The organism is Micromonospora zingiberis, assembly GCF_004331455.1.
Classification (GTDB): domain Bacteria; phylum Actinomycetota; class Actinomycetes; order Mycobacteriales; family Micromonosporaceae; genus Micromonospora; species Micromonospora zingiberis.
Window position 1 is genome coordinate 138,984 of record NZ_SJJR01000015.1, and the last position, 12,130, is coordinate 151,113.

General features: G+C 72.4%; 11 protein-coding genes. 4 read left to right on the forward strand and 7 right to left on the reverse strand.

The window, feature by feature from the left end; translation table 11 throughout:
• Position 1: 1 nt before the first annotated feature.
• From E0H26_RS20850 to E0H26_RS20860, 3 genes are all read right to left on the reverse strand, one after another.
• Positions 2 to 841, reverse strand: coding sequence for a universal stress protein (locus tag E0H26_RS20850; RefSeq protein WP_131306299.1), 840 nt, complete (start codon positions 839 to 841; stop codon positions 2 to 4).
• Between the two features lie 159 nt (positions 842 to 1,000).
• Positions 1,001 to 1,897, reverse strand: coding sequence for a universal stress protein (locus E0H26_RS20855; protein ID WP_131306301.1), 897 nt, complete (start codon positions 1,895 to 1,897; stop codon positions 1,001 to 1,003).
• Complete coding sequence (locus E0H26_RS20860) at positions 1,897 to 4,587, reverse strand: cation-translocating P-type ATPase (protein WP_165521935.1); 2,691 nt, start codon at positions 4,585 to 4,587, stop codon at positions 1,897 to 1,899. The genes E0H26_RS20855 and E0H26_RS20860 overlap by 1 nt, the downstream gene beginning before the upstream one ends.
• A gap of 234 nt (positions 4,588 to 4,821) precedes the next feature.
• Here E0H26_RS20860 and E0H26_RS20865 point away from each other — a divergent pair, with 234 nt between their 5' ends.
• The 3 genes from E0H26_RS20865 (at position 4,822) to E0H26_RS20875 (ending at position 7,628) form a co-directional block, all read left to right on the forward strand.
• A complete protein-coding gene (locus E0H26_RS20865; RefSeq protein ID WP_131306303.1) occupies positions 4,822 to 5,301 on the forward strand; it encodes a GNAT family N-acetyltransferase in 480 nt (159 codons plus the stop codon).
• 84 nt (positions 5,302 to 5,385) lie between these two features.
• Positions 5,386 to 6,006 (forward strand): YgjV family protein, encoded by a 621-nt coding sequence (locus E0H26_RS20870; RefSeq protein WP_131306305.1) that lies wholly within the window; start codon positions 5,386 to 5,388, stop codon positions 6,004 to 6,006.
• 113 nt (positions 6,007 to 6,119) lie between these two features.
• Positions 6,120 to 7,628 carry a hemolysin family protein gene (locus tag E0H26_RS20875; RefSeq protein WP_240742282.1) on the forward strand — a complete coding sequence of 503 codons (1,509 nt, stop codon included), beginning with the start codon at positions 6,120 to 6,122 and terminating at the stop codon, positions 7,626 to 7,628.
• Between the two features lie 13 nt (positions 7,629 to 7,641).
• Here the strand turns inward: E0H26_RS20875 and E0H26_RS20880 are convergent, their stop codons facing one another.
• The 4 genes from E0H26_RS20880 to E0H26_RS20895 all read right to left on the reverse strand — a co-directional run bounded on the left by E0H26_RS20880 (position 7,642) and on the right by E0H26_RS20895 (position 10,073).
• Positions 7,642 to 7,950: a PRC-barrel domain-containing protein gene (locus E0H26_RS20880; RefSeq protein ID WP_131306307.1), complete on the reverse strand. Its 309-nt coding sequence runs from the start codon at positions 7,948 to 7,950 to the stop codon at positions 7,642 to 7,644.
• Positions 7,937 to 8,317 carry a hypothetical protein gene (locus E0H26_RS20885; RefSeq protein ID WP_131306309.1) on the reverse strand — a complete coding sequence of 127 codons (381 nt, stop codon included), beginning with the start codon at positions 8,315 to 8,317 and terminating at the stop codon, positions 7,937 to 7,939. Before E0H26_RS20885 ends, E0H26_RS20880 begins: the two co-directional genes overlap by 14 nt.
• Positions 8,314 to 9,540, reverse strand: a complete 1,227-nt coding sequence (locus tag E0H26_RS20890; RefSeq protein ID WP_131306311.1) for an NRAMP family divalent metal transporter — start codon at positions 9,538 to 9,540, stop codon at positions 8,314 to 8,316. Before E0H26_RS20890 ends, E0H26_RS20885 begins: the two co-directional genes overlap by 4 nt.
• 140 nt (positions 9,541 to 9,680) lie before the next feature.
• A complete protein-coding gene (locus E0H26_RS20895; RefSeq protein ID WP_131306313.1) occupies positions 9,681 to 10,073 on the reverse strand; it encodes a PaaI family thioesterase in 393 nt (130 codons plus the stop codon).
• 98 nt (positions 10,074 to 10,171) lie between these two features.
• On the opposite strand from E0H26_RS20895, the gene tyrS reads away from it, so the two are divergent.
• On the forward strand, positions 10,172 to 11,458 hold the full coding sequence (gene tyrS, locus E0H26_RS20900; RefSeq protein WP_131306334.1) for a tyrosine--tRNA ligase: 1,287 nt from the start codon (positions 10,172 to 10,174) through the stop codon (positions 11,456 to 11,458).
• Positions 11,459 to 12,130 lie beyond the last annotated feature (672 nt).

Here is a 12,130-nt window from a genome sequence, read left to right on the forward strand (position 1 = left end):
ATCAGGCGGCGTGCTCGGGCGCGTACGGATGGGCGACGAGTACCGGGCACCGGGCGTGGTGCACCAGCGCCTGGCTGACCGAGCCGAGCAGCAGGCCGGCGAAACCACCCCGGCCCCGGGACCCGGCCACCACCAACGCGGCCTCCCCGGACGCCTCGATCAGCGCCTCGTCGGGTTTCGGCGCGGTGACCACCCGTTCCTCCACGGTCAGGCCGGGGTGGCTGCCTCGGGCCGCCGCGGCGGCGGTGGCCAGCACCTGCCCGCCGTCGGTGTCCCGCTCCCCGGCGACGTGCACCAGCACCAGCGGGCCACCGCGCCGGACGGCCTCCTCGGCGCCGTAGCCGACGGCGAGTTCCGCCGACTCGGAGCCGTCCACCGCGACCAGCACCGGTCCGTCGGTCGGCAGCGGCCGATCCGGTGGCCGGACCACCAGCACCGGACAGTGTCCGTGTGCGGCGACCTGGGTGCCGACCGAGCCGAGCAACAGGCCGGCGAAGCCACCCAGACCCCGGCTGCCCACCACGACCAGCTCGGCCCGGCGCGACTCCTCGACCAGCGTGGCGCCGGGTCCACCGGCCACCTGCCGCACCTCGACGGTGAGCGCCGGCCACCGGTCGACCAACTCGGCGGCGGTCTGTTCGAGCATCTTCCGGCCGTCCTCCGAGGGCGCCGGCAGTCCCACCTCGTACGGGTTGATGGGCACCCCGTAGCCGAGCGGATGCAGATAGCCGTGCACCAGGTGCAGCGGACGGGACCGCCACACCGCCTCCTGGGCCGCGTGCTCGGCGGCGACCAGGCTCGGCGGTGATCCGTCCACACCCACCACGACAGGTCGGTTCATGATGCCTCCAGACGTCGTCGTCACGTCATTGTCGAACGTCGCCGACCGGCAGGCCGGCCCCTGACACACCCAGGTGGGGCCGACCCGCCGGCGGCCGGGCGGGCCGCACCGGCCCGCGACCGTGGGATCACACCGGGGGAGCGGCGCGACCCCACCGGGTCACGATCTTTCGACGGTACGCGGTTCGCGGACGACCGCCACCGGAGCCTGCGCGTGGTGCAGCACGGCGTGGCTGACCGAGCCGAGCAGCAACCCGGTCAGCGCGCCCCGTCCTCGTGCGCCGACCACCACCAGTTGGGCCGCGGGGGACTGCTCCACCAGCGCTCGGGCCGGTGAGCCCCGGACCAGCAGCTGCCGCACCGGCACCTCCGGATGACGCTCGGACCAGCCCGCCACGGATCCGGCGAGGGTGCGTTCCTCCTGCTGGCGGAAGGCGTCCAGGTCGTAGACCAGCGGCAGGATGTCGCCGGGACCGGCCGGGGCCGGAAAGAGCCAGGCGTGCACGGCAACCAGTTCGACGCCGCGCCGGGACGCCTCCTCGAACGCGAACCCGACCGCGTGTCCGGACGCCGGCGAGCCGTCGACGCCGACCACCACCGGGCCGTCCGCCCGTGGCTCACCCCGGACCACCAGCACCGGGCAGCCGGCTCGGGCGCTGACCTGCACGGCCACCGAACCGAGCAGCAGGCCGGCAAAGCCGCCCAGGCCACGGTTGCCGAGCACCAGCAGCGCGGCGTCATCAGCTTCGGCGAGCATGACCGCCGCCGCTGCCCCGTCGACCACCGCGCCGGTGACCGACACCTCCGGGGCGGTCTTGGTGGCCTCGGCCACCGCCTCGGCCACGTACTGTTCGGCCTGGTTGCGCAGGCCACCGTCGGCGGGAGCACCGGTAGCCGGGCCCAGCGGCACCCCCATCAGCGGCCAGATGAACGCGTGTACGACCCGCAGCGGCCGGTTCCGGTACGCGGCCTCCCGCGCGGCGGCCCGCACCGCGTGCAGCGCGATCTCGGAACCGTCCACCCCCACCACCACGGGGGCGCCGGTGTTGCTGCCCATCACGTCCTCCTTCGGCTCGCTACCAGCCTGACCCACCCGGCGGCGCCACGGTCCCCGACCGCCGTTCCCGCCGTCGTGTCACCATCCCCGGACGCCGCCGACGCGCTGCCCGGACTCTCGCCGTCGCCAGTTGCCGACGCCGGGCGCTCCGGGTGACCCGGGTGGGTGAGCCGGAGCAGCAGGCCGGGCAGCACGCTCACCGCGGCGCAGGCGAGCAGGTCCATGGCGCCCAGCGGCGCGGTGCCGAGCAGTTCCCGCAGTGGTGCCAGCAGCACCCCGGCCACCTGCAACAGCGCGGAGACGGCCACCGCCAGGGGCAGCGCCGGGTTGCCCCGCCGCCCATCGGGCGGGCGCGGTGCCCGTACGGCCAACGCCACGCCGAGCTGGGCCAGGCCCAGCACCACGAAGACCACCGACTGCCACGGCCGGTCCCAGCGGGCGGCGAGTATCCCCGCGCCGAGCGTCACCGCCGAGATCAACGCCCCGGCGACCAGTACCTGCCGGCCCAGCCTCGCTCCGAGCACCGACTCCCGTGGGGAGCGCGGCGCGCGGCGCAGCGTCCCGGGTTCCGCCGGCTCGGCGCCCAGGGCGACCCCCGGCAGGCCGTGCGTGAGCAGGTTGATCCAGAGGATCTGCGCCGGCAGCAGCGGTACGGCCAGCCCGAACAGCGGACCGAGCAGCATCACCGCGATCTCGGCCACACCGCCGGAGAGGGCGTAGCGCAGGAACCGCCGGATGTTGTCGTAGATCCGCCGTCCCTCGCCGATCGCGGTCGCCACGGTGGACAGGTCGTCGTCGACCAGCACCAGGTCGGCCGCCTGCCGGGCCACCTCCGTCCCGCCGCCCATGGCCACGCCGATGTCGGCCCGGCGCAGCGCCGGGGCGTCGTTGACCCCGTCGCCGGTCATCGCCACCACGTGTCCGTGTGCCTGCAACCCGGCGATGATGTCGAGCTTCTGATCCGGCTGGGTACGGGCGAACACCCGGGCCTGCGGATGCGCGTCGACCGGGTCACCGGCGTCGCCCCGGACTACCGGGTCACCGGACTCCCACACGCCCAACTGCCCGGCGATCGCCGCCGCGGTGGCCGGATGGTCACCGGTGACCAGCACCAGCCGCACTCCGGCGGCGGCGAGATCTCCGACGATCTCCGGTGCGGCGGCGCGCAGCGGGTCGCCGACGGCGACCAGGCCCACCGGGCGCAGCCCGACCGGCTGGGCCGGATCGGTCGGCGGGGCGTCCAGCCGTCCGGCAGCCAGGGCGAGCACCCGCAGCCCGGCACCGGCCAACTGGTGCGCGGTGGCCGTCAGTTCGGCCAGTTCCTCGGCGGTGGCGTCCAGCAGCGGCGTGCTGAGTACGCTCTCCGGCGCACCCTTGCACACCACCAGGTACCGGCGGTCACAGCAGCGGTGCACGGTGACCATCCGGCGTAACCCCTGGTCGAACGGGTGCTCGGCGACCCGCGGCCAGGCCCTGCGGGTGCTCTGCGGGTCCAGGCCGCACCGGGCGGCGAAGGCCACGAGAGCCGCCTCCAGCGGATCACCGACACCACTCCACTCGGCCCGCTCGTCGGTCGGCGGGGCCAGCGTCGCGTCGTTGCACAGCAGCCCGGCTCGGGCCAGCCGGCGCAAATCGTCGGAGACCATCACCGGACTGCCGTCGCGGTGCACGGTGCCGTGCGGGGCGTACCCGGTGCCGGTGACACCGAACTGGACGCCGTCGGCGGTGTACGCCTGCTGCACGGCCATCCGCCCCTCGGTGAGAGTGCCGGTCTTGTCCGAGGCGAGCACGGTGACCGAGCCGAGCGTCTCCACCGCGTGCAACCGGCGGGGGATGGCCCGCGATCCGGCCATCCGCCGCGCCCCGAGTGCGAGAGCCAGGGTCACCACCGCCGGCAGCGACTCCGGTACCGCGGCCACCACCAGGCTCACCGCGGTGACCGCCATCTCCACGAGCGGCCGACCGCCGAGCACACCGACGACCAGGACCAGCCCGGACAGCAGCACCGCGGCCAGCCCGAGGACCCGACCGAGGCCGGCGAGTCGACGTTGCAGCGGGGTGGCCGCCGGCCGGGTGGTGGCCGCCAGCGCGGCGATCCGACCCAACGCGCTCGCCGTGCCGGTGCGCACCACAGTGCCGGTACCCCGCCCGACCATGACCACCGTGCCGGCGCTGACCTCCTCGCCCGCCCCGCGCGTCACCGGCATCGACTCGCCGGTCAACGCCGACTCGTCCAGCCGCAACCGGCTCGCGTCGGTGAGCAGCAGATCGGCGGGGATCACGTCGCCGGCCTCGACCCGTACCAGGTCACCACGGACCAGTTCGGCGGCGGGTAGCACCACGTCCCGTCCGCCCCGGAGCACCCGCGCGCTCGGCGCGGCCAACTGGTCCAGGGCGGCGATGGCCCGATCGGCGCGAACCTCCTGGAGCACACCGATCACGGTGTTGACCGCGACGACGAGCAGGATCACCGCCGTGTCCGCATAGTCCCGCAACGCCGTGGTGACCGCGGCGGCGACCAGCAGCAGGGCGACCAGCGGATCGGTCAACTGCCGCAGGATCCGGACGGGAAGGTGCCGGCGCGGCGGTGCCGGGGCGGCGTTCGGCCCGTCGGCCGCGAGCCGCGCGGCGGCCTCGGTGGCATCGAGACCGCCCGCAACGGTCGGTCGGGTGACGGTGTCAACGCTCACCGGTACGCCCCCGTCCGGACCTTCGCGTACACCTCGTCACCCTGTTCCACCCCTGCGCCCGGGACGCCCCGACGGTCGTCCTCCGGCACCAGCCTCGCCCGGTGACACCGGCTGGCGGCAGAGGCGACCGCCCGCCCGGCCCGGGACCAACGGCCCTGCCGCCGCCCGGGGCAGGGCCGTACGCCGGCCCTTGGCGGGCCGCAGGTCCCGATCCCGGCGCGTATCGTCGGGGCCGTGCGCGACGACCTGCGGCTGCGTGCCGTCAGCGAGGACGACCTCCCGGAGTTCTACGCCCACCAACTGGATCCCGAGGCCAACCGGATGGCCGCCTTCGGCCCGGCGGATCCGGCCGACCCGCGGGCGTTCGCCGCGCACTGGGTCCGCATCCTCACCGGTGCGCGGAACGTGGCCCGGACGGTGACCGTCGACGGCCGGGTCGTCGGGCACGTGCTCGCCTTCCCCGTCGACGACCGCACCGAGGTCAGCTACTGGATCGACCCGGCCTGCTGGGGCCGGGGCTACGCCACCCGCGCGCTGGCCGCGCTGCTGGGCGAGGTGACCCGCCGGCCGCTGCACGCGCGAGCCGCGATCGACAACGTCGGCTCCCTGACCGTGCTGCGTCGCTGCGGGTTCGTCGTCCGGGGGACCGACCGGGCGTACGCCCCGGGCCGCGGCCACGAGGTCGACGAGTACATCCTGGAACTGCCGGCCTGACCGGGACCCCGTACCAGTCGCTGCGCCGGGCGCCGGTGGCCGCCCCGCCGGGCCGCTGACCAGGGCGGCTACTACTCTCGCGGGGTGAATTGGCTGGAACTTGTCGGCTGGGCCGGCTCCGCGCTGCTGGTCTGGTCGCTGCTGCAGACGCGCATCCTGCGACTGCGGGCACTGAACCTGATCGGCTGCCTGATCCTCATCGGCTACAACGCCGCCGTGCAGGTGTGGCCGATGGTGGGGCTCAACGTCGTACTCGCGGTGATCAACGTCTGGTACCTGCGGCGGCTGCTCGCCACCCGGCACGACGAGCAGACCTACCAGGTGGTCGAGGTGGGCGCCGACGACGCCTTCCTGGCGCACACGCTGCGGGTGCACGCCGCCGACATCGCCCGGTTCAACCCCGGCTTCCATCCCACGCGGCTGGCCGGCCGTTCGGCCTTCCTCGTGGTCCGCGCCGACGAGGTCGTCGGGGTGGTACTGGCCCACGACGCGGGCGACGGCGTGGCCCAGGTCGACCTGGACTACGTCACCCCGCCGTTCCGGGACTTCACCCCGGGCGAGTTCGTCTACCGGCGCAGCAGCCTGTTCACCGACCGCGGATTCCGACGGGTGCTCAGCCCGCCGGGGATGCTCGCCCCCTACTACCAGCGCATCGGATTCCGCCAGCAGGGGCAGTCGTACGTGCTCGACCTGCCCGGACGGTAGCGCCCCCACGGAACATGATTCGCGGCCGGGACGAGTGGGCATAGGCACCGCTACGCCGGCGGGGCCTCCGCCGACGGCGCCACCGGGCGCGGTCCAACAAGGGAGAGCCGGGCGTGCACAGCTACTGGAGCCAACTGGCCCTGGTCGCAGTCCTGATCGTCATCAACGCGATCTTCGCTGGCAGTGAACTGGCCCTGGTGTCGCTGCGCGACAGCCAGATCCAGCGCCTGGCCCGCACCAGCCGGGCCGGAGCGGTGCTGGCCCGACTGGCCCGCGACCCCAACCGTTTCCTGGCCACCATCCAGATCGGCATCACCCTGGCCGGCTTCCTCGCCTCGGCGGCTGCGGCGGTGTCGCTGGCCCGGCCCCTGGTACCGCTGTTGGAGGTGTTCGGCCGAGCTGCCGAACCGGTCGCGATCGTCCTGGTCACGCTGGGGTTGACCTTCGTCACGCTGGTCTTCGGCGAACTGGCCCCGAAACGGATCGCGATGCAGGTGCCGGAGCGGTGGGCGCTGCTCGTCGCCCGCCCGCTGGATCTGCTCGCCGGCCTCACCCGGCCGGCGGTCTGGTTGCTCGGCGCCACCAGCGACCTGGTGGTCCGGCTGGTCGGGCTGAACCCGAAGCCCGAGCGGGACGAGATCAGCCCCGACGAGCTGCGCGACATCGTCGCCGGCAACCACGGCTTCACCAAGGAGCAGCAGACCATCATCGCCGGGGCGGTGGAGATCGCCGACCGGAAACTACGCGCCGTGCTGGTGCCCCGGTTGCGGGTCTTCTGCCTGGACAGCGGTACCACCGCCGAGGCGGCCCGGCTGGTGCTGGCCGCCTCCGGGCACTCCCGCGCGCCGGTGGTCCGCCACGGTGGCCTGGACGAAACGGTCGGCGTCATCCACCTTCGGGATCTGGTCGGCGTCCGCGACGAGCAGATCGTCGACGAGTGTGTGCGGCCACCGATGTTGCTGCCCGACTCGGTGTCGGTGGTCGACGCGTTGCGCCAGTTCAAGGCGGAACGCCAGCACATGGCCCTGGTCGTGGACGAGCGCGGCGCCGTCGACGGCATCGTCACCCTGGAGGACATCCTCGAGGAGATCGTCGGGGAGATCTACGACGAGACCGACCGGGACGTACGCGAGGTGCGTACCGACGCCGACGGCGCGTTGCTGCTGCCCGGCACCTTCCCGGTGCACGACCTGCCGGACATCGGCGTGGACCTGCCCGGACGCCCGGACGGCGACTACACCACGGTCGCCGGGCTGATCCTCGCCGGCCTCGGCCGGATCCCCACCGCCGGCGAACACCTCACCGTCGACGGGTGGCGCCTGGAGGTCACCCAGGTCGACGATCGCGCCATCGACGGCGTACGGCTGCGGCGTCCCGCCGAGCCTGCACCCGACCCGGCGGCCGCGGCCGATCCGGCGGCCGCTGTCGGTCAGGAAACCGCGACCGATCCGGCGGCCGCTGTCGGTCAGGAAACCGCGAGCGGGCCGGCGGCGGCGACCGGCGCGGACGGGGAAGCAACGGCGGCGCAGAACGGCCGGACCGGCGGGCCGCAGGATGGCCGACCCGACGGCCGGCAGGCGCCGACGGCGGTCGAGGGCGTGCTCGACGCCAGCCGGGGCTGAGCGCGGCGACCGCTCACCGCGGCGGCGCGTCCTCGGGCAGGCCCGGCACCGGCGGGTCGAGCCGGAGCCGGTGCACCGGCACCTGCACGGTGCGCCGGCCGAGCAGTCGGGCGACCGCGCGGATCGCCCACGGTCCGGAGGGATGGCGTTCCGGACCGATCAACCGACCACTGAGCCGGCCGTACCAGTGCCGGGTGATCACCAGGTCGGTCAGCCGTAACGGGCCGCCGGGCGCGCCACGCACCACGAGATCGACCACCCGGCCCAGCCGCCGGCCCTGCTCGTCGTACGCGGTCCGGCCGAGCAGCTCACCCGCCCGCACGGCCGGCTCCCGGGATCCTGCCGATCAGGTTGCGGCGCAGCCACGCCTCTGCCGGGGAGGTGGGCAGGTCCTCGGCCCGTACCCGCAGCCACACCGCGCTGTCGACCCGGGCGACCAGCCGGTACGGGATGCGCAGCGGCACCATCGGCCGGTCGGTGACGAACCGCTCCGCGGTCAGTACCAGCATCCTGCCGATCCGGCCACCGACCCGCAGCCCGAGCGCGCCCGGCCCGGTGAGCAGCGTCCGCAGGTAGGGCACCCCGTGGGCGTCGAGCGCGAACTCCACGTCGTCGACCTTGCCGACCAGCCGGCCGTCGACGTCGACGAGTTGCCGGTCGAGCAACTCGCGGCTGACCTGGATCCTCACTGCCCCATTCTGGTCCCGATGGCCACCGGTATGGCGGCGATCGCCGCGGCCACGATGATCAGCAGCAGGACGGCGCCCAGCACGTTGAGCCACCGCCCGTTGACCCGGTCACCGAGGTAGGTGCGGTCGTTGGCGACCACCAGGATCGGCAGGTAGGTCAGCGGCAGCGCCACCGCACTGATGATCAACATGTACTCGGTGAGTGTGACCGGATCGATCGTGGTGAGCAGCAGGAGTACCCCGAGTAACACGCTGACCAGCAGCACGGTGTGGAACCGGGCGGCCTCGCGTGGGCTGACCCGCTTGCCCCACTGCCAGCCGAAGTACTGCGCGGCGGCGTACGCGGCGGACAACCCGGTCTCCAGCGCGGCGCCGAAGGTGACCGCGAAGAACGCCAGTGCCGCGATCGCCAGCCCGACCCCGCCGAAGGCCAGCACGACCGGGTGCGCGACCTGATCGAGGTTGGAGACCGTCACCCCGGCGGGCTTCAGCACGACCGTCGCGGTGGCGATCAGCGACAGCGCGAGGAAGCCGCCGATCGGAAAGCCGACCAGGACGCTGAACCGGGCGTCGGCCAGGTCCGCGGCGCTCCACCTTTCCTCCACCCCGCCCGAGGAGAAGAAGAAGACCTCGTACGGGCTGACCGTGGAGGCGAACAGCGCCACCGCGACGAACCAGTACGCCCCCCAGCCCTGACCGGCGTCGTCGATCGTCACCGCGCTGCGTCCGAGCGCCGCCCAGTCGGTCGGCAACCAGAACAGCGCCACGGCGAAGACCACCAGCGCCAGGCCGGCCAGCCCGAACACCCGTTCCATCACCGGGAAACGGATCCGCCACAGCACCAGCCACACCGCCACCCCGGCGACCGGCACCCAGAGCAGGTACGGCACGCCGCTGGCCAACTGCAACGCCAACGCCACGCCGCCCAGCTCGGCGGCCAGGGTGATCACCGTGACCAGGTACGACGCCACCAGGTTGACCAGCGCCATGCGCGCCCCGAGCCGCTCCCGAATCAGGTCGAACACCGCCCGCCCGGTCACCGCCGCGATCCGTCCCGCCATCTCGGCGTACGCGCAGATCGCGATCACGCCGAGCAGCAGCACCCAGGAGTGCGCCATGCCGAATCGGGCGCCGGCCTGACCGGCGGCGACCAGGTCGCCGATGTCGACGAAGCCGCCGACGGCCGAGAGGATGCCGAGCGAGGCAGCGAGGAGCTTCTTCACGTCGAGGGCGTCGTGGGCCTGGTCATCGCCGCGACCATATCGCTACCAAAGCCGTCATCTACCGCAAAGCCGGCATTGCGTAGAGTCGTCTAACCGCGCTGAAGGATCAAGGGACTACCCGCATCGCGGGTCGGCCATGCTCAGCCGCCAGGGTAGAGGTTCTGCAGGCGGACCTGCCCCCGGGCGACCAGCCGGCCGGCGGTGTCACTGATCTCCACCTGCCACAACTGCTGGCTGCGCCCCCGGTGCACCGGGGTACCGACCGCGGTCAACTCGCCCTCGCTGACGGCCCGCAGGAAATCCGTCTGGTTCGACACGCCGACCACCTGCCCGCGCTCACCCAACCAGAGGCCGCCACCCACGCTGGCCGCCGTCTCCACCACCGAGCAGTAGACCCCACCGTGCTGGATGCCGTACGGCTGGTGCAGCTCCGGGCGTACCTGCCAACGGATCGTGACCCGGTCACCGCTGGCCTCACCGAACTCGAGGCCGAGCAGAGCGAAGAATCCACCCGAGAACTCGGGTATCTCCATGGCGGCCTCCTCGATCTTGGCGGCGTCCAGCCTACCGAGGGCGGGCCTGCGTGAACCCGGTAGGGCCGGGAGGGGTGCATGGGGGAGAATCGGTGACCGTGACCGACAGCAACCTCCCGCCGGCCGGGCGGGACTCCCTCACCGACGACCTGCGGTGGCGCGGCCTGATCCAGGACTCCACCGACCCCGACGAGCTGCGCGCTCTGCTCGACGGTCCGGCGGCCGCCTTCTATGTGGGCTTCGACCCGACCGCGCCCAGCCTGCACGTCGGCCATCTGATGCAGGTCACCACGGCACGGCGCCTGCAACTCGGCGGGCACCGCCCGCTGCTGCTGGTCGGTGGCGCGACCGGGCAGATCGGAGATCCGAAGGAGAGCGCCGAGCGCACCCTCAACCCGCCGGAGGTCGTCGCCGGTTGGGTCCAGCGGATCCGCGACCAGCTCGCGCCCTTCGTGTCGTACACCGGTGACAACGCCGCCCAACTGGTCAACAACCTCGAGTGGACCGGCGAGATGTCGGTGGTCGAGTTCCTCCGTGACGTGGGCAAGCACTTCCCGGTCAACAAGATGCTGGCGCGGGAGGTGGTCCGGGCCCGGCTGGAGAGCGGCATCAGCTTCACCGAGTTCAGCTACCAACTCCTCCAGGCCAACGACTTCTACGAACTGCACCGTCGGTACGGCTGCCAGCTCCAGTTCGGCGGCTCCGACCAGTGGGGCAACATCACCGCGGGCGTCGACTACGTCCGCCGTCGGGGTGTCGGCCCGGTGCAGGGATTCACCACGCCGCTGGTCACCAAGTCGGACGGCTCGAAGTTCGGCAAGACCGAGGGGGGCGCGGTCTGGCTCGACCCCGAGATGACCAGCCCGTACGCGTTCTACCAGTTCTGGATCAACGTCGACGACCGCGACGTCGGGCGCTACCTGCGCTACTTCAGCTTCCGCTCGCGCGAAGAACTCGAAGCGCTGGAGAAGGAGACGGCGGAGCGTCCGGCGTCGCGTGCCGCCCAGCGTGCGCTCGCCGAGGAGCTGACCACCCTGGTGCACGGCGAACGGGAGATGGCCCAGGTGGTGGCCGCGAGTCAGGCGCTGTTCGGCCGGGGCTCTTTGGCGGAGCTGTCGCCGGCAACCCTGCGCGCGGCGCTCACCGAAGCCGGCCTGGTACGCCTCGGCGAGCTTCCGGAGGTGGCTGCCCTGCTCAAGGAATCCGGCCTGGTCCCCAGCATGAAGGAGGCCCGCCGGGTGATCGCCGAGGGCGGTGCCTATGTCAACAACAACCGGGTGACCGCGGCCGACGCCGTGGTCAGCCCCGACGACCTGCTGCACGGCAGGTACCTGGTGCTGCGTCGGGGTAAGAGGTCGTTCGCCGGCGTGGAACTGGACGTCTGAAGCGGCGCCCGAAGGAGTGTGACGCGGAACGCGCCCGGCGGATTTGACGATCAATCCGCCGGGCGCGTAACTTTCTCTCTGCCAGCGCGGAACGGACGAAACAGGTCGAAAAACCTGGAGGCCGGAGCGCAGGTCGATCTCCCGGAGCGAGCGGCTCAGTCCGCATCGACGCCGGGACCGGGTGGTGCCCCGAACCCGCCGCGAGGCGGATTTGGCGAGGCGGAGCCGACCGGGTATGGTTGACCGCCGGCAGGGAACCAGGCGCGCTAGCGGGACACCGCAGCGGCTGGCCTGCCAAAACCACGATAGAAGCGGCGCAAGCCGGTTCGGTCATGGTGCCCGGAGAAATGGGTTGAAGCGCGACAAAGCGGCGCAAGCCGGTTTGACACGGCAGAAACCACCGGGTAACGTAGTAAAAGTGCCCGGCGCGAGAGCGGCGGGTGGGATGCCCCGGATGGTGGCCCTGGTGGGTTGTCGGATGGTGTGTGGTTGTTCTTTGAGAACTCAACAGGGTGCTTGATAAGCCAGTGCCAAGTTAGATTTTTTACCCCGTGCTGGGCTGAGCCTTTGTGGGTTTGGTCTGGTGGGGATTCCTTTGGCAACATTTGTTTGTTGCTGGGATTTCTTTTCAAGTTTTTGTTGGAGAGTTTGATCCTGGCTCAGGACGAACGC

Excerpts from the sequence above, each read along its gene's own strand:
- E0H26_RS20850 (WP_131306299.1), bottom strand. The coding sequence starts at position 841 with ATGAACCGACCTGTCGTGGTGGGTGTGGACGGATCACCGCCGAGCCTG.
- E0H26_RS20855 (WP_131306301.1), bottom strand. The coding sequence starts at position 1,897 with ATGGGCAGCAACACCGGCGCCCCCGTGGTGGTGGGGGTGGACGGTTCC.
- E0H26_RS20895 (WP_131306313.1), bottom strand. The coding sequence starts at position 10,073 with ATGGAGATACCCGAGTTCTCGGGTGGATTCTTCGCTCTGCTCGGCCTC.